This window comes from Paenibacillus dendritiformis (assembly GCF_021654795.1).
In the GTDB taxonomy this organism is placed as follows: domain Bacteria; phylum Bacillota; class Bacilli; order Paenibacillales; family Paenibacillaceae; genus Paenibacillus_B.
In genome coordinates this window covers 527,289-553,632 of sequence record NZ_AP025344.1, presented here as the reverse complement: position 1 = coordinate 553,632, position 26,344 = coordinate 527,289, and the positions used below count along the sequence as shown (strand labels likewise).

The 26,344-nt window shown below is 58.0% G+C and carries 21 protein-coding genes; 5 read left to right on the top strand and 16 right to left on the bottom strand.

The genetic code is table 11. From position 1 onward, the window contains the following. Window positions 1-422: 422 nt before the first annotated feature. From L6439_RS02530 to L6439_RS02480, 11 genes are all read right to left on the bottom strand, one after another. The gene (locus L6439_RS02530) at window positions 423-2,762 is read right to left on the bottom strand and encodes a glycosyl hydrolase family 18 protein (protein ID WP_168179745.1); all 2,340 of its coding nucleotides are present in this window, start codon (window positions 2,760-2,762) and stop codon (window positions 423-425) included. Between the two features lie 437 nt (window positions 2,763-3,199). Next, entirely contained in the window at window positions 3,200-4,561 is a 1,362-nt protein-coding gene (locus L6439_RS02525) for an MATE family efflux transporter (RefSeq protein WP_168179746.1), read from the bottom strand. Between the two features lie 205 nt (window positions 4,562-4,766). Then, window positions 4,767-6,212: an N-acetylglucosamine-specific PTS transporter subunit IIBC gene (gene nagE, locus L6439_RS02520; RefSeq protein WP_168179747.1), complete on the bottom strand. Its 1,446-nt coding sequence runs from the start codon at window positions 6,210-6,212 to the stop codon at window positions 4,767-4,769. Window positions 6,213-6,542: 330 nt separating this feature from the next. Then, complete coding sequence (gene ptsG / locus L6439_RS02515; protein ID WP_213470021.1) at window positions 6,543-8,108, bottom strand: glucose-specific PTS transporter subunit IIBC; 1,566 nt, start codon at window positions 8,106-8,108, stop codon at window positions 6,543-6,545. A gap of 304 nt (window positions 8,109-8,412) precedes the next feature. Further along, window positions 8,413-9,270, bottom strand: coding sequence for a glucose PTS transporter transcription antiterminator GlcT (glcT, locus tag L6439_RS02510; protein WP_168179749.1), 858 nt, complete (start codon window positions 9,268-9,270; stop codon window positions 8,413-8,415). A 217-nt stretch (window positions 9,271-9,487) separates the two neighbouring features. Continuing rightward, window positions 9,488-11,227: a phosphoenolpyruvate--protein phosphotransferase gene (gene ptsP / locus L6439_RS02505; protein ID WP_168179750.1), complete on the bottom strand. Its 1,740-nt coding sequence runs from the start codon at window positions 11,225-11,227 to the stop codon at window positions 9,488-9,490. 108 nt (window positions 11,228-11,335) lie between these two features. Beyond that, window positions 11,336-11,596, bottom strand: coding sequence for an HPr family phosphocarrier protein (locus tag L6439_RS02500; protein WP_168179751.1), 261 nt, complete (start codon window positions 11,594-11,596; stop codon window positions 11,336-11,338). A 23-nt stretch (window positions 11,597-11,619) separates the two neighbouring features. Then, window positions 11,620-12,105 carry a PTS sugar transporter subunit IIA gene (locus L6439_RS02495; protein ID WP_168179752.1) on the bottom strand — a complete coding sequence of 162 codons (486 nt, stop codon included), beginning with the start codon at window positions 12,103-12,105 and terminating at the stop codon, window positions 11,620-11,622. A 595-nt stretch (window positions 12,106-12,700) separates the two neighbouring features. Next, window positions 12,701-13,156 (bottom strand): hypothetical protein, encoded by a 456-nt coding sequence (locus L6439_RS02490; protein ID WP_213470019.1) that lies wholly within the window; start codon window positions 13,154-13,156, stop codon window positions 12,701-12,703. 302 nt (window positions 13,157-13,458) lie between these two features. Beyond that, the gene (locus L6439_RS02485) at window positions 13,459-14,250 is read right to left on the bottom strand and encodes a DeoR/GlpR family DNA-binding transcription regulator (protein ID WP_172878934.1); all 792 of its coding nucleotides are present in this window, start codon (window positions 14,248-14,250) and stop codon (window positions 13,459-13,461) included. A 176-nt stretch (window positions 14,251-14,426) separates the two neighbouring features. Next, window positions 14,427-15,485, bottom strand: coding sequence for an SIS domain-containing protein (locus tag L6439_RS02480; RefSeq protein WP_213470017.1), 1,059 nt, complete (start codon window positions 15,483-15,485; stop codon window positions 14,427-14,429). A 90-nt stretch (window positions 15,486-15,575) separates the two neighbouring features. Here L6439_RS02480 and L6439_RS02475 point away from each other — a divergent pair, with 90 nt between their 5' ends. Further along, window positions 15,576-16,445 carry a class II fructose-bisphosphate aldolase gene (locus L6439_RS02475; RefSeq protein WP_168183069.1) on the top strand — a complete coding sequence of 290 codons (870 nt, stop codon included), beginning with the start codon at window positions 15,576-15,578 and terminating at the stop codon, window positions 16,443-16,445. 174 nt (window positions 16,446-16,619) lie between these two features. Then, window positions 16,620-17,555, top strand: coding sequence for a 1-phosphofructokinase (gene pfkB, locus L6439_RS02470; RefSeq protein WP_213470015.1), 936 nt, complete (start codon window positions 16,620-16,622; stop codon window positions 17,553-17,555). 65 nt (window positions 17,556-17,620) lie between these two features. On the opposite strand, the gene L6439_RS02465 is transcribed toward pfkB, so the two are convergent. The 5 genes from L6439_RS02465 to bioD are packed head-to-tail and all read right to left on the bottom strand — an operon-like array spanning window position 17,621 to window position 22,355. After that, window positions 17,621-18,520, bottom strand: a complete 900-nt coding sequence (locus L6439_RS02465) for a methyltransferase domain-containing protein (RefSeq protein WP_213470013.1) — start codon at window positions 18,518-18,520, stop codon at window positions 17,621-17,623. Further along, entirely contained in the window at window positions 18,480-19,313 is an 834-nt protein-coding gene (locus L6439_RS02460) for an alpha/beta fold hydrolase (RefSeq protein ID WP_213470011.1), read from the bottom strand. The genes L6439_RS02465 and L6439_RS02460 overlap by 41 nt, the downstream gene beginning before the upstream one ends. After that, entirely contained in the window at window positions 19,310-20,554 is a 1,245-nt protein-coding gene (locus L6439_RS02455; RefSeq protein ID WP_213470163.1) for an aminotransferase class I/II-fold pyridoxal phosphate-dependent enzyme, read from the bottom strand. Before L6439_RS02455 ends, L6439_RS02460 begins: the two co-directional genes overlap by 4 nt. Continuing rightward, window positions 20,554-21,564, bottom strand: a complete 1,011-nt coding sequence (gene bioB / locus L6439_RS02450) for a biotin synthase BioB (RefSeq protein WP_374043255.1) — start codon at window positions 21,562-21,564, stop codon at window positions 20,554-20,556. Before bioB ends, L6439_RS02455 begins: the two co-directional genes overlap by 1 nt. Further along, window positions 21,561-22,355 (bottom strand): dethiobiotin synthase, encoded by a 795-nt coding sequence (gene bioD, locus L6439_RS02445; RefSeq protein ID WP_237096724.1) that lies wholly within the window; start codon window positions 22,353-22,355, stop codon window positions 21,561-21,563. The genes bioB and bioD overlap by 4 nt, the downstream gene beginning before the upstream one ends. A 696-nt stretch (window positions 22,356-23,051) precedes the next feature. Here bioD and L6439_RS02440 point away from each other — a divergent pair. From L6439_RS02440 to L6439_RS02430, 3 genes are read left to right on the top strand one after another with little or no spacing between them, the layout of a single operon-like run. Continuing rightward, window positions 23,052-24,275, top strand: coding sequence for an MBOAT family O-acyltransferase (locus L6439_RS02440; RefSeq protein WP_237096723.1), 1,224 nt, complete (start codon window positions 23,052-23,054; stop codon window positions 24,273-24,275). A gap of 45 nt (window positions 24,276-24,320) precedes the next feature. Then, window positions 24,321-25,481 carry a hypothetical protein gene (locus L6439_RS02435; RefSeq protein WP_168182966.1) on the top strand — a complete coding sequence of 387 codons (1,161 nt, stop codon included), beginning with the start codon at window positions 24,321-24,323 and terminating at the stop codon, window positions 25,479-25,481. After that, entirely contained in the window at window positions 25,462-25,647 is a 186-nt protein-coding gene (locus L6439_RS02430; RefSeq protein WP_168182967.1) for a hypothetical protein, read from the top strand. Before L6439_RS02435 ends, L6439_RS02430 begins: the two co-directional genes overlap by 20 nt. The last annotated feature ends 697 nt before the right edge of the window (window positions 25,648-26,344 follow it).

Genomic DNA, 26,344 nt, shown 5'->3' with positions numbered 1-26,344 from the left:
GGGCACCAGCAGCCACCCTGGCAGCGGCACCAGCAGCGATGCCAGGAGCGACGCCAGGAGCGACCCTAGCAGCGGCACCAGCAGCGACGCCAGGAGCGACCCTGGCAGCGGCGGCGGCCAGCCGAGGCGGTGAATCCTGCATTTATACAGGATTTTGCATCGTTTCTACCCATTTCCGATGAAATTCCTGCAAAAGCGCATCATTTTCGCTGATATTGGCTTTCCATCCCTAGGAAGGGCTTCAATTGATGCTGTTTTGCAGGATTTCGATAACGGAGGAAATGTCGCAAGCAGAATACTGTAGTTTTGCAGCTTTTTCGGCAAGCTGCGCTGTCTGAAGCAGGAAGGGGCTGCCGCCACTGTACTTTCACACTAACAGATGGGACAGCCCCTGCCCCTTTCGTGACCGAAGGCGTATCCGCCTACTCCACGGTAAACTCAATCGTCGTCGTCACAGCCTTGCCGCTGCGGAGATGAACCGACGCGACGACGAGAACATAATAGCCCGGCTCCTGTATCAAGGTGCCGCGAACATAAGGCTCGCCGTTCAGCTTGCCGACGCGGAACGTCCCCGGTTCATCCGCCCAATCGGCGGCGGCCGGTCCGGTGTACGACTGCCCGTGATCGACTCCCGTGACGGCCGGGGCATCCGGCATGGTCGCGTCGGATTGGTAAGCGCCTCGGAGCGATTGGTAGAGGGCATCGACCAAAACCCCGGACGGATCGTGACTGTATTCCCACAGCATGACGCCGCCCAAGCCATGCTCCAGCGCATACTTGCCTTTGGCCGCGACGGAGTCCGGATCGTCATACGTCAGCCAGGTGCTGCCGTCGAACAGGTACGGCGCCTGGGCGGCTTCATCCCAGTACCGGGTGAAAGCGAGCTTCCCGTAGGTGCTGCTCGTGACAGTGTATTCCGTGAGGACTTCCCTATAGCTCGGCGTCAGCCAGCTCGGAGCAGCCCGCTGCCCGAGGCCGTTATTCTCCGCCGACTGCACATCGGTCCACATATGGGCGTAGAACGCCGCTCCGAGCACGAGCTTGGCGGCCGGCACCCCATTGGACAGATACAGCTTCACGGTCGCATCCCCGCTCAGCCCGCCGCCGTACAGATTCGTATGATGCGCCGTCGTGTTCATCCAGCCGCCGGAGTAGTCATACGTCATCAGCATGATACTGTCCACATGCGGATGAATCTTCTCGATCTCGACGCCGTTCAAATACGTCTGCGTCGAACCGACCGCAATGGCCAGCTCATAATATTTGCCGTCGGCCTCCCCCTTCGCGTCAAGCTGCTTCCGGAATTCTTCCAACAGCATAGTGAAGTTCTGCTTGTCTTCCGGCCGTGCCTTCACGATGCCGTCAGGGCTCTGCGTCGGATATTCCCAATCGAGGTCGACCCCGTCAAGCTGATACTGTTCCACCCAAGCCATGGCGCTCTCCGCGAGCGCGGCCCGCGATTCTTCCGTCAGGGCGGCATCGGAGAAGCCGTCCGCTCCCCAGCCCCCAATCGAGATCAGGACCCGCAAATGCGGATTCTCCGCCTTCAATCGGCTGAAGTACGCCAGATTCTCCTCGTCGTTCTGATCCGGGATATGAATGACTTTACCGTCTTTGATATGGGCGAAGGCATAATAGATATGCGTCAGCTTCGACGCATCGATCGGGTTCGCTTCCGACCAGTCTACCCACCCCGGCACGTAAGCGATCAACCGCTTCGCATGCTCGATCTTGAACCGGACGGTCGTGCTTGCCTGTTTGCCGTTCGTCGCTTTGGTCGCGGTTACGGTTAAGGCGTACTCGCCCTCCTCCTTGATTGCGGCGCCCTTCGCGTATGCCGCTCCGTTCAAGGTCGCGCTCACGCTCGTGCCGCTCTCCGCCTTCCAGGCCGGCACGACGCCGATCGTATAGGTCTTCCCTTCGCTTACGCCGGTCACGATCGGCGCGGCCGGTGCGCTGCTGTCCCCCGGGGGAGCGGTCCCCCCGCCGGAGGAGGAGCCTCCGCCCGAGGAAGAGCTGCCGCCGCTAGAGCTAGGGGCCCTGCTCACCGGATCCTGTTTATGATCTCCCTCCTTATCCTTGTCGTTTTCCTTATCCGTGCCCTTGCCTGATTCCGGCTGCTCCTCGCCTCCCCCGAGCTTGCTCTGCAATGCGCGATCCAGGAGGATGACCGCCTCCGCCCGCGTCATCTTCGCCTTAGGGCGAATCGTATCGTCAATATAGCCCTTGAGCCATCCGGCGGCGAGCAGCGCGCTCACGGCGTCCCTGGCCCATGACGCAATTTCCTTATGATCGGTGAAGGAGTTGAGCTCCCCCTTCGGCCCATCCGCCGGCAGCATCCGGTTAAGCATGACCGCCGCCTCCTGCCGGCTGACCGGAAGCGAGGGGCGGAATGTGCCGTCCGGGAAGCCTGCCGCGAATCCGGCTTTGACCGCCTTCCTCACTTCATCGTATTCCCAGGAGGAAGCGGCCACGTCCGTAAACGAAATGTCCTTCATGGCCGTGAGCTGGAAGGCCCGATTCATCAATGCGGCGAACTCCGCTCGCGACACGGCCCGGTTCGGCTGCAAGGAACCGTCGGCATAGCCGCGAAGCAGTCCCTTGTCTCTCCATTCCGTCATCGCCTTTTCCGCCCAATGGCCCCCGATGTCTTGAACGCGAGCCGGCGCAGCCGAAGCCGCGGCAGCCGAAGACAAGGCCAGGACAATGGTCAGCACGAGCGCCAGCATTTTTCGGGCGCGGTTCCATTTAAGCGTTTTCATTTTTTACACCCCCATAGCGTTGTGATTCCAGCATGCGGAATAGCCTGAACAATCACGAATGCGGGTTGAACATGATGGAAAATGGATGCGGCGGAACATCTGCGGTACAGCCAGTGCGGTACAGCTAGCGTGGTATAGCTTGTGCGGTATAGCTTGTGCGGTATGGCCGGTGCGGTATAGCTAGCGTGGTACAGCTAGAAGCTTGAACTGCCAGAATCTGCGGTATACAGCGGCGGTTATATCGGTGGTCTCACCTCCCTCATGGAACCTGCCGGGAAGCCCGGGATCATGGCGAGTCACGGCAATCCCATTATATTTCTTTCTTCCGCGTTTGGCAGGGATATTATTGTATAAAGGAGGGATAATTTCACACGATCAATAACCCGCAGCAGACAACGGCCGCCATCCCCATTCCAGGAGACGGCGGCAGCCATTCCTTACATTCCCGCGGAATGCTCGGCCGATGCGGACTTCCGGATCGTGATTCCGCTCCAATCGGTACGGTAGAACCGAACCATGAGCGAGAGGCCCAGCACCATCAAATACAGGTACAGCGACAGCCATGCGCCGATGCTGCCCCATTCGAACACATAAATGAACAAATAAGCCAGCGGCACGAAAATAAGCCAGCTCGTCACGAGCGACGCGCGCATCAGGAAGGTCGTGTCCCCGATTCCGCGCAGAGCGCCGGCGTAGAAATTGTACAGCGCATCGAACAACTGCAGGAACGCCGACGTCATAATCAGAATTCCGGCCAGATGGAACACTTCCGGTTCGGTGCTGTTGTACAGCCGGGCAATCGGCTCCGCGAAGACGAATTCCGCCGCGCCCAGCAGCAGGATGAAGATGGAGCCCATAATCGCGACGTCCGTTCCGGCGCGCCGGCCCTTGAGCGGCTCGCCGCGCCCGACCTCCTGCCCGACCATGATCGTCGCCGTCGCGCCGAAAGCGAACGCCGGCATGAAGCCGAAGGCCATCACATTCAAGGCAATCTCGTTGGCCGCCAGAGCGGTCGTGCCCAGCCGAGCGACGAACATCGTGAAGATGAACATGGAGAGGCTCATCGAGAATTCCTGCAGGCCGAGCTTGAAGCTCTCTCCGCCCAGCTCCTTCACCTCGGACGCGCGGGCGCGCACCCAGGTCCGCGTATGGAACTGCTTATGCTTCACGACGAAGAAGACGAACAGCGCCAGCACGAAGCCGACCGCTTCCCCGGCCAGAATCGCATAACCCGCTCCGTTCAGCCCCAATTCCGGCAGGCCGAAATGCCCAAACGTCAGCGCGTAGACGAGCGTTACAATCGTCACATTGCTGACGATGGACAGAATCATCGACGTGCGGGTGTCTCCGACGCCCCGCAGGAAGCCGTGCAGCGCGAACGAGACGACGCCGAAGGCCTGCGCGATAATCCGCAGCTGCAAATAATAAGTGCCCTGGTCCGCGATCTCCTTCGAGCCGGTCGTGAGCCACAAAATCTGATCGGAGAAAAAGATACCGCTCACAAGCAGCAGCAGTCCGACCAACGCGCTGATGTAGAGCGCGATATAGGTGCGCCGGATCCCGTTACGCATATCATTGGCGCCATAGTTCTGCGCGACGAGATAGTTAACCGTATGCCCGATGCCGGAGAACAGGGCGAACGCATTGTAAATGATAATATTGACCACCCCGACGATCGCAATGACAATCGCGCCGAGATGGCCAACCATAATCAGATTGATCGTGCCGACAACCGTCTGCGTCGCGAAGGAGAGCAGCGAGGGGATCGCCAGCAGCAATATATTTTTCCAGTTTTTCACGTGATGGACCACCTTTTGCTCATGACTGCGAAGTCCGATTCATGAGGACGAGTTCATCATCGGCAGGCTTCTGCCGGCCATGAAGGCTTGACTTCCAACCTGTCGCCTTTTCCATCAAGCGGATCTATGTTACCAGATTTCTCCCTTGCTTGGCTATAAAAAAATCAGGCCTCCCGTAAGCGGGAGACCTGACTCAATCGCAACTTTACAGCTTCTTCATTTCTTCCTTCAGCAGCTCGGACTGCGTGCCGAAGACGACCTGAACATTGCCTTTGCCCAGGCGCATGACGCCGGCGGCGCCTTGCCCCTTCAGCCCCTTCTCGTCGACGAGCGACTCATCCTTCAGCGTCAGCCGCAGGCGGGTGATGCAGGCATCGAGAGATGTGATGTTATCCTTGCCGCCGATCAGCTCCAGCACTTTGACGGCTTTGTCATGCAAGCTCGAATTCGCCGCTCCCTTCTCCTCTTCCTCGGAAGCCTCGGCGTCATCCTCCCGTCCCGGCGTCTTCAGGTTCAGCTTCACGATCATGAAGCGGAACAGGAAGTAGTAGACGGCGAAGTAGACGAGACCGATCGGAATGAGCAGCAGCGGCTTCGTCGCAAGGCCGAAGTTCAGCGCATAGTCGATAAAGCCGGCCGAGAAGCCGAACCCGTGCTTAATGCCAAGAACCGCCGTAATGACGCCGGACAAGCCGGCCAGCAGCGCATGCACGACATACAGCACCGGCGCCACGAACATGAAGGCGAATTCAATCGGCTCGGTAATCCCGGTCAGGAACGAAGCGACGGCGACGCTGACGAAGGCAGAAGACACGATCTTGCGCCGTTCCGGCTTCGCCGTATGAATAATCGCCAGCGCGGCCCCCGGCAGGGCGAACATCATAATCGGGAAGAACCCGGTCATGAACATGCCCGCCGTCGGATCGTGGTGGAAGAAGCGCGCAATATCGCCGCGGTACACCTCTCCCGCATACTCGAACGATCCGATCTGGAACCAGGCGACGTTATTGATAATATGATGCAAGCCTGTCGGAATGAGCAGCCGGTTGACGACCATGAAAATGCCGGAACCGATCGCTTCCAGACTGACGACCCAGTTCCCGAACGCGTCAATCGCTTGTTGAATCGGACCCCAGATAATAGCGACCGGAATCCCGAGCACGAGAATCGACAGAGAAGTAACGATCGGAACGAACCGTTTGCCCCCGAAGAAGCCAAGCCAATCCGGGAGCTTGATATTATGATACCGTTTGTACATGAACGCCGCGAGACAACCTGTCAAGATCCCGCCAAGCACGCCCATATCAAGCACCAATTCATCCGGAATAAATGCGAATACTTTCGGCGTCGTGGCCAACACCTGCTGCAGGATGACATGCGCGATGACGGCAGCCAACGCCGCAACCGCATCGCCGGCCAGACCGATCGCTACGCCTACCGCAAAGATCAGCGGCAGCTGCTTGAAGATCGTGTCGCCGCCCGCCAGCAAATACGGCGCGACGTACTGGTTCATAAAGCCGCCGACCGTAGCGCCAAAATGAAACTCATTGACATAATCGATCGCGCCGAAGCGCAGCAAGATGGCTGCTGCAGGCAGTGTTGCGACTGGCAGCATGAGGGCACGGCCAATTTTCTGCAAAAAGCCTAGCATGGAAGGTTCCTCCTTTAAAGAGTTAGTTAAAGTATGGATTAAAGGTGGAAGAAATATTCTCCAACCCGTCATCACCGCAAATCGCCACGCCGGCGGCCCGGCATCCAAAAAAGGCATGAGCCTGCAGCAAGACACACCCGCGCGAGCGGATGGTCCCGGGCAAGCTCATGCCTAGTCGAACTAGTAACACGCTTGAGACGCTATGATGTTCTATCCTATTCGGCATCCCGGCAGATTAGACGATTCACCCGCAGCGCGCTATGGGCCGCATTGGCTTCCGGGAGCACTCCGGACGAGGTTCCCTGGGCTCTTCTACGGTGTCAGGAGTTCTTAGGATTCTCCCATATATTCCTCGATTTCGTTTTTGATAATCGTGACCTGCGGCCCGTAAATGACCTGGACGCCGTTGCCTTTCACAATGACCGCCTTGGCTCCGGTTTCCTTCAGTTTATCCTCCTGAACGCCATCCACCTGGAATACCGAGACGCGAAGGCGGGTGGCGCAGCAATCCAAATCTTTAATATTGTCCTGTCCGCCAAGCGCCTGAACGACGGCCTTGGCTCTCGCCTCTCCGGCAGACGCTTCTTCCGCGGACGCATCCCCGCCCTTGGCTGCTCCGCCCTCCGCTTCTTCCTCGCGGCCCGGCGTTTTCAAGTTGAACTTGACAATCAAGAACCGGAACGTGAAATAGTACAGGCAGAACCAGACGACGCCGATGACCGGAACCATCAACCAGTTGGTCTTGGCTTGACCCTGCAGCATCCCGAAGAGAATAAAGTCAATCAAGCCTCCGGAGAAGGTCTGCCCGATCGTAATCTGGAAAATATGCGCCAGCATGAAAGCCAAGCCGTCAAAAAACGCATGAATGACATACAGGAACGGCGCGATGAACAAGAACGAAAATTCGAGCGGCTCCGTAATTCCTGTCAGGAATGACGTCAGCGCGGCGGACAGCATCAGACCGAAGACCACTTTCTTCTTCTCCGGCTTGGCGGTGTGATAGATCGCCAATGCGGCGCCCAGCAAGCCAAACATCATCGTAATAAAGCGGCCGGACATGAAGCGTGCCGTACCGATGAAAAATTTCTCTGTGCTCGGATCCGCCAACTGGGCGAAGAAAATTTTCTGCGTCCCTTCAACCAATTGCCCGCCGACTTCCATCGAGCCACCGAGACCCGTCGTCCAGAAAGGCATGTAGAAGATGTGGTGCAAGCCGAGCGGCCCAAGCAAACGCAGGATGAACCCGTAGAACAAGGTGCCGATATAGCCCGTCGCTTCCACCAGCCCGCCCGCCTGGAAAATAACGGACTGAATCAAGGGCCAGACGAAGTACATCACGACGCCGACGAAAATCGCGGCAAACGAGGTCACGATCGGGATAAAACGCGACCCTCCGAAAAATCCCAAAAACTGCGGCAATTGAATTTTATTATAACGATTATGAAGAATCGAGGTGACCAGACCGATAATGACGCCGCCGAACACGCCGGTTTCCAGCGTCTGGATGCCCAGAACCATGCCTTGGCCGACGGAAGCGAGATTATCCGCCGCCAGGTTGCCTGTAATGACGAGCATGGCGCTAATCGTCGCGTTCATGACCAGGTAGGCAAGCCCGGCCGCGAGACCTGCCGTTCCTTTGTCCGCCCGGGCCAGGCCGACGGCGACGCCGATGGCGAACAGCAGCGCCAGGTTGGCGAACACGATGCTTCCCGCGCTGCTCATAATCGTGAAGACATGCTGCAGCCAAGGCACATCCAGGAACGGATAGGTGCTCACCGTATTCGGATTGGACAGCGCCCCGCCGATACCCAGCAAAAGTCCTGCAGCAGGAAGGACCGCAATAGGGAGCATAAATGATTTGCCAAATCGCTGCGCTTTCTCAAAGAAGTTGTTCATCTTTATTTTCCCTCTTTCAACAAAATGTAGTTGCTTTCTTGGGAGTAGCGTGAAATTGCGATCAGGTTCCCGCTAATGAACCGCGTGACTCGAAAATATATCGTGTAAAATCAATACCAGTATGGATTAAAGGCGGAAGAAATATTCTCCAGCCTGTCGCCGCCTCGCTTCGCCGCCGCGACGGCCCGGACAGCGAAAAAAGGCATGAGCCTGCAGCAGAACGGCACCCGCGCACGGATGGTCCCGGCAAGCTCATGCCTAGTCGAACTAGTAACACGCTTGATTCGATATGATGCTGTCTATGTTATTCGGTCTCCCGATGGAATAGACGGTACAAGTGCATGGCAATATAGGCAGTCTCGTCCTCCGACACCGGCGCTTTCAACTGTGCGCTCATCAGCTTGGCGCATTCTCCGGCAACCTCGTATTCATAAGGAGCCATCTCCTGCATCCGGTCACGGAACGGATTGCGGGAATGCTGTCCTTGGCGGATGCGCTCTATCGCGAAGCGCAGATGGGTGACCAGCCGCAAATAATCGATGCTGTCCTTCGGAATCGGACTGCCCCGCCGTTCCTCGATGAGGCCGACCAGCTCCCGCAGCAGATGATTGTGCTGGACCACATTGTTCACAGGGACATGGGCGACGGCCGATTGGATATGGATCGTCAGGAACCCGATCTCATCCTCCGGCACCTCGACGCCGAATTGATGTCCAATGATCTCGGCAGCGCGGGAAGCGAGCTCGTATTCCTTCGGATTCAGCGTCCGGATTTCCCATAGAAAAGGATTTTCGATCTCGATCTGATGCCGCAGCCGGTACAGCGCATACTCGATATGGCTCGGCAGCGCCAGGTGAATATGCTCATTCAGATCGGGAGTCAATTCGGAAGCCACCAGGGAAATGATCTGTTCCGACACATCAATCACTTCTGGATCAATCTGCTCGAACAGCATCTGATATTGCGAGAGATTCTGCTTATCATCCAAATAAAACGTCTTCTCAATTCGCGTATCGCCAAAAAGCAGCGGCTGCCCGGGCTTCGCCCCGAAGCCGATCCCTTTTCCCATGAGAATGGTCTCCTTGTCCGTCGGCACTTCCTTCGCCAGCACAACATTGTTGCTCAAGGCGCGAATAATCTCAAAGCGGCGTTCGCTAGACAACGGTAAGCTCCTTTCTCATCAGATGGGTGATTGCGAGCAGGCAAGTGGAAACGGTTACGAAAATATCATGCAGCGATGTAAGTTTATTGTAAAATAAGGCGCAGCCATCATCAAGAAAAATTGAAAAAACGACATAGTTTTGACGAAAATTATCGAAAATTGTCAAGCTTGAGAGAGAATGCTCCCCGCTTTCTCCCTCAAGCCTAGACAAGTTTCGTTATATAGTAAGCTCCTGAATCGCCGGAATGCGTTCGACGACAAGATATTGGATCTCTTCGGCCGTGGTCAGCCGCAGCGCTTCCTCGGCCAACGGCTTCATCGCTTCCCGATCGAGCTTGCTCATCAGCACGCGGGCCGGAAGAACCGAACTGGCGCTCATGCTGAACTCATCCAGACCGAGGCCGAGCAGCAGCGGAATCGCCTTGAGATTGCCGGCCATCTCTCCGCACATGCCGGCCCATTTGCCGCGGCTGTGCGCCGCATCGATGACCATCTTAATCAACCGCAGGACGGACGGATGGAACGGCTGCGACAGATGCGACACCTGCTGGTTCATGCGATCGGCGGCCATCGTATATTGAACGAGGTCATTGGTGCCGATCGAGAAGAAATCGACTTCTTCGGCCAGCTGGTCGGCGGCAATCGCCGCGGCCGGCACCTCGATCATAATACCGACTTCCATCTCGCGGTTATATGCCACGCCTTCCGCATCCAGCTCCTGCCGCGCTTCGGCGAGCAGTTCGTTGGCTTCCCGCAGCTCGGTAATCGTCGCGATCATCGGGTACATCAGCTTGATGTTGCCGTGCGCGCTGGCGCGAAGAATGGCTCTCAACTGCGTCTTGAACAGATCCTTGCGGTCAAGACAGAGCCGAATCGCACGATAGCCAAGGAACGGGTTCATCTCCTTCGGCAGCTCCAGATAAGACAATTCCTTGTCTCCTCCGATATCGAGCGTCCGGATGACAATCGGCTTCTCCGGTCCCATCGTCTGGCAGACCGCCGTATAAGCGTGATACTGCTCCTCTTCCGATGGGAAGTTGTCGCGGCCCATATAGAGGAACTCCGTGCGGAACAGGCCGACGCCTTCCGCCCCGTGATTCCGGGCGCCGAGCGCATCCTGCGGGTTCCCGATATTCGCGACCAGCTCGACCCGATGGCCGTCCGCGGTCACCGAAGGCCGATCCTTGTACTGCTTCATCTCTTCCCGGCGCAGCTCGAATTTCTCCTTCTTCTCCCGGTAGGCAGCCAACGTGTCGGCATCGGGATCGATCAGCACGATGCCGCTGGAGCCGTCCACAATGACCATCTGGCCCGTGTTGACGCTGCTCATCGCATCCGTCAGCCCGACCACCGCCGGAATCTCCATCGAGCGGGCCATAATCGCGGAGTGCGACGTGCGTCCGCCCGTCTCCGTCACGAATCCGGCCACCTTGGACCGATCGAGCTGCGCCGTATCGGATGGCGTCAGATCATTGGCGAACAGGACGACCGCTTCGGCGAAATCGTTCAGCGAAGCCGCCTTGGCCCCGGATAGATGCCGCTGCACCCGCTTGCTGACATCCCGGAAGTCGGCTGCCCGCTCGCGCAAATATTCATCATCCATGCCGGCAAAGATCGCGACCAGCTGCTCGGTCACCTCATGCAGCGCATATTCGGCGTTCACGTTCATGGCGCGAATCTGCGCGATCGCCTGCCCGATGAATTCCTCATCCTCCAGCAAGAGCTGATGCGTAGCGAAGATCTCCGCCTCATGTTCTCCGAGCCGGGCCGCCGTGCTTGTCTTTATCTTCTCCAGTTCATCCTTCGACTGTGCAACCGCATTCTGAAGCCGCTTCACTTCTGCATCCGCTTCGCCGGGCGCGATGTCTATCCGCTCCACCGAAGCTTCCAACTCCTGCAGGACAAACGCTTGCCCGATAGCATAGCCGGAGGCGGCGGCAATCCCTTGTAGCAGCATGACGGTTCCTCCACTCCTTTTGTTCTCAATCCCGTCTGTATCGTGTCTATTCTGTCGTATCGGCATATCTAGGCCGTTCGTCATATCTATAACCGTATCTCGCGCGAATTAATCGAGAACCGATTCCAACACCGCGCCTACGGCATCAATCGCCTGCTCGGCCCGGTCGCCTTCGGCGGACACCGTAATGACGTCGCCGGCCTTCATGCCGAGCGTCAGGACGCCCGTGATGCTTTTCGCGCTTACTTTACGGCCTTTGAACTCCAACGACACTTGCGCGTCCGGGAACTCGGCCGCTTTTTTCATAATGGCGCCCGCCGGACGAGCGTGCACGCCTTGGGGATTTTTGATCGTGAATTGCTTCTCCATGATGGCCTCCTCTTTCAAAAAAACTATTTTTTCATGACGATTTCCATAATTTCGGTCTCATTCGCCTTGACCGGACCCAGCTTCGTCTTCAATTCTTCGACCGCATCGCCGTTCGCCACGACGACCGGCGTGATGACAGGAAGGCCGGCTGCGCGAATCTTCTCCATATCGAACTCGATCAAGACATCGCCCTGCTTCACTTTGTCTCCCGACTTCACATGCGGGGTGAACGGTTCGCCCTTCAGAGACACCGTATTCACTCCGATATGGAACAGCAGCTCGAGCCCCGATTCATGCCCCAGCACGAGCGAATGATGGGAATCAATCAGATGGATGACGTGTCCGTCGAACGGAGCGACCAGCACTCCTTGCTCCGGCTCAATCGCCACGCCGTCTCCGATAATTTTTTGGGCGAATGCCGGATCCTCCACTTGTTCGAGAGAGACGGCTTTGCCTGTTATAGGTGCAACGACCGATATCGTTTTCTTCTTCTTGCCAAATCCAAACATGTGAATTCCTCCTCGTAGTAAGCACTGATGATGCCCTGCCGCGCCTAAGCAGCCAAGCACGGAATAGGACCGAATAACGGGAATCCCTGCAATGTCGTTATCTCTCGTACATAACAAAAAAGGCATGGGCTAAAGCATGCAGTTCACGCTGTGAACGGCCGCTTAGCTCATGCCTAGTCGTACTAGTAACACGCTGCTTGCAGTGTAAAAGTCAACACTATTCTAACATGAGCGCATAACCGGATGCAAGCGTGCGTAACGTCTGTTACCAAAATGACATATTCGCCAAGAGCTGTAAATCGGCGGTTATCCATTAAGATGCGCGTTCCGGAATAAAATCATACCGATGATCTGAACGGCCCGCTCCGAAACCGGGAAAACGGGGCGCAACGATGCGGCGGCCGCGGCCCAGTTCCCGCTTTGTGCATAGTGGGAGGATCCGCGTCTCTAACTTCCGTTTGATGTAAATCAAGAGGGATTCGCGTCTTCCCGCCGCTTACGGCCTTCCCCTGACGGCCTTGCTGCGCCTTTGCAGGCGGCGGGGTCCGCCAATGCTTAAAGTATGCGGCAATTTTGATCGGCACCGGGCTGAGGCTTAGGAAATCCTGCAAATATCAGGCTGTTGAGAAAATGGATATTTCCACCATCCTGAAAACTGCACCATTTCCTTAGACACGCCCATCCGGCAGGCGAAATCCGCAAACTCCACGATTTTTCCAGGCACGCCGATTCGGTAAGCGAAATCCTGCAGAAATACAGCAATTCGATAGGGACGACTTTTCCAGAAACGGAATCCTGCAAAATTACAGGAATTTCCCCCGTTTCGCTTCGGTTTGAAGCAAAAGGGCCTAAAATGATGTAGATTTGCAGCAATTCCTCGGGATGGGGACTCATTAAGCCGAAATTCCTGTAAAATAGCAGCAATTTCCTCCACACGTCCAAGCCCCGGGAGGCAACGATGCTTCCAGCAGGCCGATAGTGCTTCCAGTAGGCCGGATAATGCTTCCAGCAGGCCGATAATGCTTCCTGAAGGCGATGATGTCCCCAGCATCCGACGCGGTCGCTTGGATCCCGTAAAATCAGGGCATTGAGCAGTTTATGGGACTTTTCACCTGTGATGTGGATCTCTTCTCCCGGTAGAAAAAAATCGATTTAAAACGCTCTAAGAGCCAAAGTTTGGATGAGGAAAATGGACCTTCTCCACCCCTTCACAAAAAACAGGGGTTTTCCAACAGCCTGAGATCTGCAGCATTTTCGCGAAGAAACGCCTTTGCGCGGGAAAATGCTGCACTGGTGCAGCTTTGGTCCGGATTGCACTTGAAAACATTCCGCAAAAGAAAAAAAAACCGCCTCTCAATCCGGAAGCTGGGCATAATAACAAGCGATTCCTGCCTGCTCGAGAGCAGAAGCCATCTCTTCGGGCAGTTCGTGATCCGTAATGCAGGCCGTCAACTCCTCGATGGAAGCGACCGAAAACAGTGAGGCCTTCCCGACCTTCGTATGATCGAATACGGCGATCGTCTGCTGGGCCTGCCGCATCAACATCTGTGCGGTTTGCGCTTCCAGCTCGGAGTATGTCGTAATGCCCTTCGCCGGGGAAAAACCGTCAATCCCCATGAAGAGCTTCTCGATGTTCAGATGCTCGATCGTGCGCTCCGCCAGCGGGCCGCACAGCTCGAAGCTGTTGCTCCGCATGACGCCGCCGATGACGACGACCTGAATGCCGTCGCAGTCCGACAGCTCCATCGCGATGTTCACGGCGTTGGTGACGACGGTAATGCCTTGCCGTTCCTTCAACAGCTTCGCGATCAGGAAGGTGGTCGTGCCGCCGGTCAGACAGATGCTGTCGCCTTCTTCAATGAAATCAAGCGCCCGCTTGGCGATGGCCTCCTTCTCCAGCCACAACAACTGCCGCTTCTCGACGAACGGGACCTCGCGGATCGCGCCCGCCCCTTCGAATATCGCTCCCCCGATCGTGCGAATCAGCTCGCCCTTCCGCTCCAATACGTCCAAATCCCGGCGCGCCGTCGCCTCCGAGCAATCGAAATGCTCGATAATCTCCGGAATCGTAATGCGGCCATTCTGCTTCAACCGCTGTAAAATCTGCCTGCGGCGCTGCTCGCCTTTGGATAACGTCTCACTCATCATCATTACACTCCTATCATGACTCCCCAGCCTCAGGGTCAGGGACGGGCTTCGCCAAGAAACAACGGAAGCCCTCTCCCACGCGAAATCCGCCCTTCCCGCCTGCCGGAGGGGAACCCAACGCGACAGGGCCGGCGGGCGATAATTGCCCTCTCGGAGCCGGCACCATGACGCTTCTATTCAATGGCTACGAACTGGGTCAAGTTGCGCGGATCGTCCGGGTTCAAGCCGCGGGTAACCGCCGTATAATAACCATTATATTGTACAAATGGCAAATACAAAACCGCCCGGGCTTCATCGCTTGCATCGGCATGCCCCACCTCGAAGACGAGATCGGCAAATGCGGTGTCTTCTCCCCCTTGGGAGGTAATAATGACGACCGTCGCGCCGTACTGCTTCATCTCTTCCGCCACCTTCAGCTCGTAGGAACGGGCTTGCTCGGACAGCAGCAGCACGATCTGGGTATTCGCATCGACGATCGATTTCGGGCCGTGGCGGAATTCCAGCGTGCCGTAGGCTTCGGTCCATGTATACGTCATTTCCTTCAGCTTCAGGCAGGCTTCCAGCGCCAAGCCGTACAGCGCGCCCATCCCAAGGTAGATCGTCTTGTCGAATCGATGCGTTTCGACCCATGCCCTCACCTTGTCATCCGCCATTGTAACCAACGCCGCATTCGATTGCAATACGGCTTCGAGCTCGCGGCAAGCCGCATCGCTGCCGGACGCAAGCGCGATTCCCGCCTGCATGAGGAACGTCATGCTGCTGAGCGATTTGGTCATGACCGTGCTCTTCTCCGCTCCCGACGGAGAGACGAGGCATTCCGTCATCTTCGCCATCTTGCTCTCCGGATGACATGTGATGCCGCAGGTCGTCCAGTTCGGCAAATCGGCGACCGATTCAAGCGCCAAAATGACTTCATGCGATTCACCGGAACGGGATACGCCGACCAGCAGCGTCTTCTTGGATGGTGTCACGGTCTGATTGCGGAACAGAAACAGCTCCGAGGAAGGAATGGCGGACGCGCTCTTGCCCGTCCATGCCCGGTATGTGGCCGCCATCGTCATCGCCTGGTACCAGGACGAGCCGGATCCGATAAATACAATCTCCTCGAACTGCGCGTTCCCCACATATTTATCTACCCATCCGCGCTGGCGCTGAAGTTGATTCCACGCGTCTTGAAGCGCGGCAGCCTGCTCGCTGATTTCCCGGTACGTATGCGTATCTTGAATTGACATCTCCCAAATTCCTCCCTTATAATCACCTTAAATGAAATTATAAATCAAAATTTTGATTGAATCAATCATCAACTGCTGGAGGTTACAATTATGGGACATCTCATCAGCTCCACTTCAATGCTGCAGGCCGCCCGCGAGCAAGGCTTCGGAATTACCGCATTCAATGTCCACACCCTGGAAATGCTGCAAGCGGTAACGGAAGCGGCCGAAGACACCCAATCTCCGCTCATTTTACAGACAACGGTCGGCACCGTGAAGCATCTCGGTCCGGAATATATCGTGGCCGCGGCGGCGACCGCGGCGAAGCTCTCTTCGGTTCCGATCGCGCTCCATCTGGATCATTGCACCGACTACGATCTGATTGTCCGCTGCATCCGGGCAGGCTACACCTCGGTGATGATCGATGCTTCCATGCATCCTTATGACGACAATGTGCGGATGACGCGGGAGGTCGTGCGCGTCGCCCTGGCGGCCGGGGTCAACGTCGAAGCCGAGCTGGGCAAGGTCGGCGGCGTGGAGGATGATATCGTCGTCGAGGAGGAGGACGCCCGTCTGGCGGTGCCGGAGGAATGCGCCGCCTTCGTCGCCGCGACCGGCGTGCCGACGCTGGCGCCTGCGATCGGAACGGCGCACGGCATCTATAAGGGCGAGCCGAAGATCGCATTTGATAGGCTGGAGCAGATCGCGAAGCAAGTGGCAGTCCCTCTCGTCCTGCACGGCGGCTCCGGCATTCCGGAGGATCAGGTGAAGCGCTGCGTGAAGCTCGGCATGGCGAAGATGAATGTTGCGACCGAGCTCCGCATCGCCTTCTCCGATGCGATCAAGGCCGTATTTGCGGCCAATCCGGATGAGAATGATCCGCGCAAATATATGGTTCCCGCCAAGCAAGCCGTCAAGGCCCTGGCGATTCAAAAAATGGAGATGGCCGGCTGTCTCGGCCAGGCGAACGCCGTCCGCTAATCTCGCGTGCCAACTCGCGGGAACCTCGCAGCGGCGGTAACCGACGCCGTATCTTTCTGTTAGAATTGACGTACCGTCCACTTGAGCCGCTGCAGCCGAGAAGTACCCGCCGTGTCTGACCTGTGGTGAGAACGCGATTCCCTGCGCAGCGGAATTGTTGAAAGGAGAAGCGACATGATTACGACCGTGACGCTGAACGCGGCGATAGACAAAACCTATCTCGTCCCCGGCTTCGCGCTCGATAAGCTGTATCGGGTGGAGCAAATGACCGCCACCGCAGGCGGCAAAGGGATCAATGTCGCCCGCGTCATTCACGCGCTGGGCGAAGAGGTGACCGCCTCCGGGTTCGCCGCCGGCTTCCACGGACAGATGATTCTGCACAAGCTGGGCGAAGAAGGAATTCCCGCCGACTTCGTTCTCGTGGAAGGCGAATCCCGGGTGTGTCTCAACATTTTGGATCCGGGACGCGGCACGCAGACCGAGCTGCTGGAACAAGGCCCTTCCGTCTCTCCGGACGATATTGACGCGATGCGGGACAAAGTGACGGCCCTAGCCGCCCGCTCCTCTCACATCGTGTTCTCCGGGAGCCTGCCGCGGGGCTGTGCCCCCACGCTGTACGCCGAATTGATCGAGATTGCGCGCCGCGCGGGCGCGCTCCCGATTCTCGACACGAGCGGCACGGCGCTGGAGGAAGGCGTGAAGAGCGCGCCCGCGCTGATCAAGCCGAATGAGCATGAGGTCAGCAGGCTGACCGGCGGAGGAGCCGATGCCTCTGAAGACGAGGTGGTCCCGGCCATCCGTCAGCTGATGGCCTCCGGCATCGGGCGGGTCGTCGTCTCGCTCGGCGCCCGGGGCGCGTTGGCCGGTGTCGGCGGCGCGCTCTACCGCGTCTCCCTTCCTGCGGTCAAGGCCATCAATCCCGTCGGCAGCGGCGATTCCATGGTCGCCGGGCTTGTCGTGGCCGATAAACGCGGCCTGTCTGCCGAAGACGGCCTTATTCTCGGCGCCGCTTGCGGCACCGCCAACGCCCTGATGCCGTCCGCCGGGCAAGTGCGGCTGGACGATGTCGAGTCGCTTCGCAACCAAATTCAAGTCGAACGAATCGGCTAAAACCGCAACAGGCGGCCTGTCGTGCAAGATGCACCGCAGGCCGCCTGTTCGCTTCCGGCTGCTATTCATTCCTTCTCTCTTCGCATCAGCGCATAGACGAAAGCATAGGTGGCCGGAATTCGCCCGCCCGGGCCGCCGAAGCGCTCTCGATACACCTGGGCCATGCGGCGGTACAGGGAGGGGCTCATGCCGGAGGCGCCGGCCTCCAGCGCGTTGCCGGCCCCGATGCGGCGGACCTGGGCCAGCATCTCCGGCACGCTGGCGTACTCGCAGCGGCAGCTCGCCTCTTCCCAGAGCAGGAAGGTCCCGGCCGCAGCCCGCGCCCAGCCGTGCCAAGCCGCCGCGGACGGATACGCCTGTCCGCGCGGACGGGGCGCCCGGCCCTGCTCGGCGTCCGCCTGCCGGAACGCGGCATGCAGCTCGCGCAGCGTGCCCGGCAGGAACGTGGCGAAGGCCAGCAGCCCGCCGGGCCGGAGCAGTTGCACGAGCCGCCGCAGCGTCGCGGCCGGCGTGTTGAACCATTGGAAGGCGGCGCTCGACACGATCAGGTCGTAGCCGCCTTCCGGCTGATCGGCCGCCCAGGCCTCGGCGTCGGCGGCGACCGCACGCAGCTGGCTGCCGGGGCAGCCGTGGCGGCGCAGCTTCTGCTCCGCCTGGCGAAGCATGGCCGGCGCCAGATCGAGCAGCGTGAGCTCTGCCGCAGGATAATGCGGCCAGAGGCTCGCAGCCAAGCCGCCCGTGCCGCAGCCAATGTCGAGGATACGCCCCGCGAGCCCCTGGTGATGCCTTCGCACCCGCTCCGTCAAGCCGGCGGCCATCAGCGGCTGCACCTCCGCGTAGACGTCATACTCCGCCGCATGTCTGCCGAAGCGGCGGGCGACCAGTTGCTTATCAACCCGCGCGCCCGCACCGCTAAGCATCTGGTCATTCGCCCGCCCGGCTCCTATCGTCTGCGATTGCTCCATACCATGCGCTCACCTCCTCTCGCCAGTCCTCCGGATGCGACAGGAACGGCGCATGCCCCGCATCCGGGAGCACCACGGTTCGCAGCCCCGGACCGAATGATGCCCTTGCCCGCTCCATCGCGGCCCGCGGGCATACGAGATCGTTCCCGCCATGCAGCCACAGCAGGCACGGGCGTTCCTCCGCAGCGGCGAGGCGTGCCCACTCCGTGGCCAGATCCGCCGCCTCCAAGTAGGCAAGCCCCGCATCAAGCCCGGCCGGCGTATAGCCGGGAGCGGCGGCCAGCTGTCGCCACAGCTTCTCCGCCAGCGGCGGCCCGCCGGGGCTGGCCGGGCCCGTATCCAGTTGGCCAAGGAACGCCAGCAGCGTCTCCTCCGGCGCCTGTGCCAGACGGCGCCGCATGCGGGCCAGCACGCGCGGCGGCCAGCCCGCCTGCCCGGTGCTGTCGGCGAAGCGCAGTGTCGTGCCGATGAGCAGGGTGCTCTCGATGCGCGGCAGCCCCGCCCATTCGCCGTTCCCTGCGGCGCGCCCGGCCAGCATCTCGATCGCCAGCATGCCGCCAAGCGACCACCCGGCGACATGCCACGGACCGTCCGGCTCCCGCCGGAGCGGAGCGCGCACCGCCTCCCGCAGATCAGCCGCCGTCTCGCATGCGGCGAAGGACACATACCGGTGCGCGAACATCGGCAAGTCCTGCGCGAGCGGACGCCACACCTCGTCGCTCAAGCCCCAGCCGTGAATCCACAGCAGCTTCGCCTGCTGCGGCGGCCGGGGCCGCGGGAACGCCCCGCTCACGGCCGCGCCTCCGCGGCCAGGCGCGCGACCGCATCCGCCGCCTGCAGCAGGTCGGCGTCGCGGTGCGCGGGAGTCGGCGCGAAGCGAATGCGCGCCGTCCCCTCGGGCACCGTCGGCGGGCGAATGGCCACGCCGGCGACGCCCGCCTCCGCGAGCGCGGCGCTAAGCGCGACCGCCCGTCGATCCGTGCCGCACAGGACCGGCACGATATGGCTGTCGCCGGGACCCGTGTCCAGCCCCCCGGCTCGCAGCCGCGCGCGGAACAGGGCCGCCTTGCGCATCAGTTCGGCGCGCGCGATATCGGCAGCGCATACGTCGCGCAGCCGCCGCCGGATGAACGCGGCCACCAGCGGCGGCAGCCCCGTATTATAAATGAGCGTCCGCGCCCGGTTGATCAGGTAGCGGACGACGATGCCGTCTGCGGCAATATAAGCGCCGACCGCGCCAAAGGCTTTCCCGAAGGTACCCATGATGATATCCACCTTCTGATGCAATCCGAGCGCATGGCACAGCCCGCGCCCGCCAGGTCCATACACGCCGCCGCTGTGTGCCTCGTCGACCATCAGCATCGCCCCGTAACGCTCTTTCAGCGTCACGAGATCGGCGAGCGGCGCCACCGTCCCGTCCATGCTGAACACGGCGTCGGTCACGATCAACAGCCGCGTCCGCCGCGACGGGACGCCCGGTCCTCCGGCGTGCCACTGCTTCAACGCCTTTTCGAGCCGATCCATATCCCGGTGAGGATAACGGATATGCCGGGCCCGGCTCAGCAAGATGCCGTCCGTAATGCTCGCATGATTCAGCCGGTCGCTGAAGATGACGCCACTCCGGCCGACCAGGGCCGGAATGACGCCGGCATTCGCCATGTAGCCGCTGCTGAACACGAGCGCCGCCTCCGTTTCCTTAAAAGCGGCCATTTCCCGCTCCAGCGCATCATGCTGCGGATCATGACCCGTGATGAGCCGGGAAGCCCCGGCGCCGATGCGTACGCCCGGCTCGCCGAGGCGGCGGCACTCCGCCGCAAGCCCTGCCCAGCCATCGTCATCGAGCCATGGCTCGAAGCCAAGATAATGGTTCGAAGCGAGATGAAGCAGCCGCTTGCCGCTCCGCTCGATCCATCCATGCTCCAGCCATATCGCTGGCTCCAGCTTGCGGAGCCGGCCCGCCTCCTCCAAGGCGTCCAGCTCGGCACGCATCCAATGCCAACGCTCTGAATTGGCCGCAGCCATCATCGGCTCCATCACAAGGCGCACCGCTCGACTTCGAACCCGAGATCGGCGATCATCTGGTGATCGGCGTTCGCCTCTTGCCCATCCGTCGTCAAATAATCGCCGACGAACACGGAATTGGCCGCATAGAGCGCCAGCGGCTGCAAGGACCCGAGATTGACCTCCCGCCCGCCGGAGGCGCGGATCTCCTTCGATGGGCAGACGAAGCGGAACATCGCCAGCGCCTTCAAGCAGCGGCGCGGGTCCAGATCATGCAGATGGCCGAGCGGCGTTCCCGGAATCGGATTCAGGAAATTGACCGGAATCGAGTCCGCATCCAGTTCCCGCAGCGAAAAGGCGACGTCCACCAACTGCTCATCCGTCTCTCCCATTCCCATAATCACACCGGAGCAAGGCGACATCCCTGCTTGCTTCGATGTATTCACCGTATGTACCCGTTCGCCGTACGTGTGAGTCGAGGTGATATGAGAATAATGATCCTCGCTCGTATTCAAGTTGTGGTTATAGCGATCGACGCCGGCCTGCTTCAGCCGGTTCGCCTGCTCCTGCGACAAAATGCCGAGGCAGGCGCAGATTTTCATCGGCATCGTCGCCTTGATCTCCTCCACGGCGGCGACCACCTGCTCGAGCTCCCGCGGCGTCGGCCCTCGCCCGCTGGCCACGATGCAGTATGTTCCGGCTTGCATCTCCATCGCCTTGCGCGCTCCGTCCACCAGCACCTCCTTTTCCAGCATCGTATACTTCTCTATCGGAGCATCGGATACCCGGGACTGCGAGCAATAGCCGCAATCTTCCGGACAGTGTCCGCTTTTTGCATTAATAATCAGATTCAGTTTCACCTTATTTCCATAGAAATGCCGCCGCACCCGGTAAGCCGCATCCATGATCGCCAGCAATTCGTCATCGTCTGCCCGCAGCACCGCCAGCGCTTCTTCCCGGCTTATTCCTTCGCCGGCTAACGCCTTATCCGCCAGCTTCCGCCAATCCGTCTGCCGCTCTTGCATTGTTTCGCTCATCATCATCGCTCCTTCGCTTTTCCCCATTCCCGGTCTGCCAGCCACTCCGTCAGCCGGGACAGGCGCATTGTGCATTGCAGCCATCGCCCCCGCCATGCCGCCCAAGCGGACGGATCAGCCGCCTGTATCCCTTCCGGCTGCGGCAGCCATGGCATTGCCCCCAATACGGGCACATTCGTCATCGCTTCGATCATGCGGCCGTTCTCTTCCCTCTCTCTCTCCGTTGCCGCCTCCGGCGGACCGCTGAACACGACACCGATATCAGCGATGCCTCGTTGACGGGCATAAGAGATGGCCGTCACGGTGTGACTGACGGTTCCCAAGCCGGGGGCAGCCACGAGCAGCACGGGAAGACCCAGCCCCTGCGCCAGATCCGCCATCGTCATCTCCCGCGTGAACGGAACGGCAATCCCGCCCGCTCCTTCCGCGAGCAGGAACTCGTCCGACTCCATCCGCCGGCGGCCTTCTTCCAGCAGGGCTTCCACAGACAAGCGAACCCCTTCCCGTTCGGATGCCATCCAGGGCGCCAACGGCTCGCGCAGCGTCCACGTCGCAATCCCCTCCTCGGCGAGCTCGGACATTCCGCTGCCCATCCGCAGCCGGTAGCTGTCCGCATCCGGAGCTCCTAATGCCACGCCGCTCTGGACCGGCTTCCAGAGACTGAGCTTGCGCCTCCGAACCGAGTGGAGGTAAGCCGCAATCCCTGAAGCCACGATCGTCTTCCCCGTCTCCGTCCCCGTCGAGGACACGAATAAGCCTGCCGCCTTCACCGGTTTAGGCTGTGTTTCTGGCATCATAGCGTTCCCTCTTTTCTGTCAACTAAAATAAATCTATATCGAGTTAACGTTACAACGATTTATTTTACAAGAATGGAAGGGTGACGACAAGACTTTGTAAACTTTTTTATTCTATTGTTAGGTTAACATATGTCGCAGGCCGGGCATAAATTCGCTCTTCTCTTCCGAGCGCCGCCACTAACCAAATCCCTTTCCAACCTTTATGCCAATATCCCCTTGAATCAGAAATGCCCTGCCCGCCATTTTCCTCGCGAATTCGATGAATGGCAACCATTGGACAATCGTGCTGATACGTTAGGTGCCCCACTCTCCCTGCCTGACTCGTTGGGATAACGATCAAAAGGGACAGCAACACCTCCCCCAATCCGCCAACCTGTTAACGTACCTACAACCCCCTCCTGACTCGATGGGATAACGAACATAAGAGATACGGGAGAAGGCCCCCTAGGCCAAGAAACGTTCATGCCCCTCCTATCCAATTTAGGAGAGCTTGGGCGATAGAAGCGGTTAATTGTTCTACGCAATTCAAAACTTTCGGCCGTTTCATGCATCTAATCATAGGGAAGGTAAAAAAGGCTTGCTGGCGGGGCTTTTCATGTCGTTTTTTAAGAAAAAAATAATAGTTCTTTATGAAGTTTCCATATGATTTAACTGCTAGTTGTTGTAAGATGGACAAAGGTTTAAGAGATAGTTAGTTTGGCAACTTGGATGGTGGAAACGGAAATTATGATTTATACGGATTGGTTTTATTGGCTGTTCGTGCTCGTGGCTGTCGTCACGTATCACCTTATGCCGCATCGTGTCAGACCCTGGGTGCTCTTTGCCTCGGGTGTCGCATTTTACTACTATTATGCGGGTTCTTACCTGTTCCTGTTGCTGGCGGAGGTTATCGTTGCCCTTGTTGTCGTGATGGCCGCGGCGAAGCGGGCCAAGAGGTGGATTTATCCCGCCGGCATTATCGGCGCCATTCTCGTGCTTGGTTATTTCAAGTACACGAATATGATGCTGGATACGTTAAATGAGTTGTTTGCTTTTTTGCATCAGCCCTTCTTGCCTAAGGCAGAGCAGATTGTGCTCCCGCTCGGCATTTCCTATTTTACGTTCGAGCTGATTCATTACTTGGTCGAGCGCAAACGCGGAACTTTGCCGGATCATCGGCCGGAAGGTCTGTTGTCGTTTATATTCTTCTTCCCGACGATGGTGGCTGGGCCGATTAAGCAGTTTCAGATGTTTTATCCGCAGCTTACATCGAGATTTCACATTGACCATATGCTGATCGGAGTCACCCGGATTGGGTTCGGCCTGTTCAAAAAGCTTGTCCTCGCCGGATCCATTGATTTGCTTGCACAGCCCGTCTACTCGGCGGCCGGCATAGCGGAGGCGGATACCGCCAGACTCTGGATTTCGCTTGTCGCCTATACGTTCGTCATTTATTTTGATTTCTCGGGCTATTCCGACATCGCCATCGGAACGGCTCGCTTGTTCGGCATCGTCATCCCGGAGAACTTCCGCTTCCCGTATCTGGCCCGCAGCATAGCCGAGTTCTGGAATCGCTGGCACATCTCGCTCGGTTCTTGGCTGACCCGCTATGTGTATTTCCCGCTCGGGGGAAGCCGAGTCCCTGCTCACCGGGTCTATTTGAATTTGATGGCGACGATGACCGTGTCCGGTCTCTGGCACGGAGCCGCGTGGAATTTCGTTGTCTGGGGCATGTTCCATGGCGTGATGCTATGTATTCACCGGTTCTATGTGAAGCAGATCAAGCCTTCATTAAAACCCGTTCCGAAATGGCTGAAGCCGGGAACGACAACCATCGCGATTTTGATTACGTTCTTCGGAGTGACAATCAGCCGGGTGTTTTTCATTCTGCCGATTGCAGACGGATGGGATTTGATGCTCCGGCTGCTCGGATTGCGATAGGTTAACCGATTTTCGATTATTGATGGAATGGAAGTGTGAGGTATAATGGCTAATTTATTTCTGAACAAGACCGTGTCCGTCATGCTTATCTCGTTCGCCTTGGTCGGATTGCTGGGACTAGGCAACGGAGCCGATCGGGTGGTCGAACAAATGAGACAAGAAGTCGTGACCCATGCAAAAAAGGAACTTCGCGTTCCGACCTATGATTCAATCGTCTATACGCCGTTATGGGTGGAATATTTGAAGGAGCAGCCGAATGACGGCAAAAAGGTCATCGGCATGTTCGGGCCTTCCACCGTATTTGGCACGACCGTAAAAAAGGGGGAGAACACCTCGGCCGGCGTCCTTCAGGTCCATTTGAAAGACAGCCGCGTGATTAACCTCGGGATTGCCGGCGGAAGATTTACGGAGACTTATGCCCTGCTCGCCTCGATGATAGACAAGGTCGATTATGTCGTCTATGAGATTAACTACGGCATCGCCGTCGTCTCGGATAATGAGCCGAATGTTGTCGTCTATCCGTCCCTGGTCGAGAAGCTGGATCAAAATATCCCGCGCAGCTGGCTGGATGAATTCCCGGACAAGAACCGCCAGTCGCTTCCGAGCGACACTCACAATTGGTTGACGTCCCATTTCCTGAATAAGTGGACCCTCTACCATGATCGCGACGCGATCAGCTACCGTCTGTTCAAGACCCGTACGCCAATGGAGAAAATCCGCCGGGAAATCCAAAAGAAAGAAAATGAGAAAAAGGGGATAAAAGAAAGCTATACCCCGATGTATACGGCCTACGACAAATTGAAGGACGCTCAAAAGGAAGGCATCGACAAGCACTACAAAGAGCTGTATCGCTGGAATAAGCCTTTTGATAAAGATAACAGCTTCGGATTGTTCATGATCGAAAAAACGCTTGATCTGCTGCAGGAGCATGACAAGAAAGCCGTATTCTATTCGGCTCCGCTGGATAAAGAGCATATCGCGAAGAAAAAGCTCTTCAACTGGAACGAGTATACCAAGGTAATGGGGGCTTATCAGAAGCTGATAGAGTCGAGAGGCTACCCATATATCGAATTCAATAAAGAAAAGAACAATACGATCCCGCATGAGTATTATCGCGACCCGGCTCATCTTATCGACAAAGGCAACAAAATGTTTGGCGAAATTTTGTATAAGAGGTTGAAGGATTATGGAATTACAACCCCGTAGCGCCAGATTGGCCGAAACGAAAGCCCGCCGTCTTACTCATCGCATCGGACGGGCGCTGATGATGGTGGGGGCGGCGCTCGGCGGAGCCATCGTCCTGATCGCCATCGTGCTCGGTATTTTATTCTTCTCCGGTGAAACGCAGGAATTTATTTATATGAACTTCTAGCGTATAAAAAAAAACGGCATGCCATGACTGAGTCCCGGTCCCGCATGCCGTTTTTTTTGCCTGCATGAGACTGCGGAGATCAAATGGAGTCTCGGCAGCCGGATTGGCTTTTTCTCTGCACGCCGCCGTCCGGGGCCCCCCCTGGGGGCAAGCCTCCATCACTGGGTCCCGATCCGGAACCAGAGCCAGAACCCCCACATCCGCAGCGCAAGTGAGAACCCGGCGGGAGGGAACGATCTCTTTCATGCCTGCTTGCCATTTCCGACGATTTTGCCTGCACTATCCGCCCGATTTCTTTTACGGGTTCCAGGCTCATTAACAGTTTGTCGCAACCGCGATCTCTCAGGTGTTGTGCCAACTCTTCCCAGAGGTCATGCTCTCCAATGAACTTGAGAAATCGATGAAGCTGATTCACAGGTATTTCAACCAGCTTGTCGACGCTCAATCGTTCGTCAGTCATGTTGATTCCTCCCAAAATATAGCTGTTTTTTGGCTTCGCTGCTGCCTAACCGTTCTGACGATAGAGCCGGTACGCAACACCCTTTTAGTGTGACCGCTTCGGATGACTGCTATGCCCCTTTGGGTCTATGAACAAAAAAGAGGAACGCAGTTTGCGCCCATTAAGTCCCTATACGCCGTTTTCTTTTCCGTTCTCCGGGTGATAAACGTCCACACAACCGGTGGATATTCGCCATAA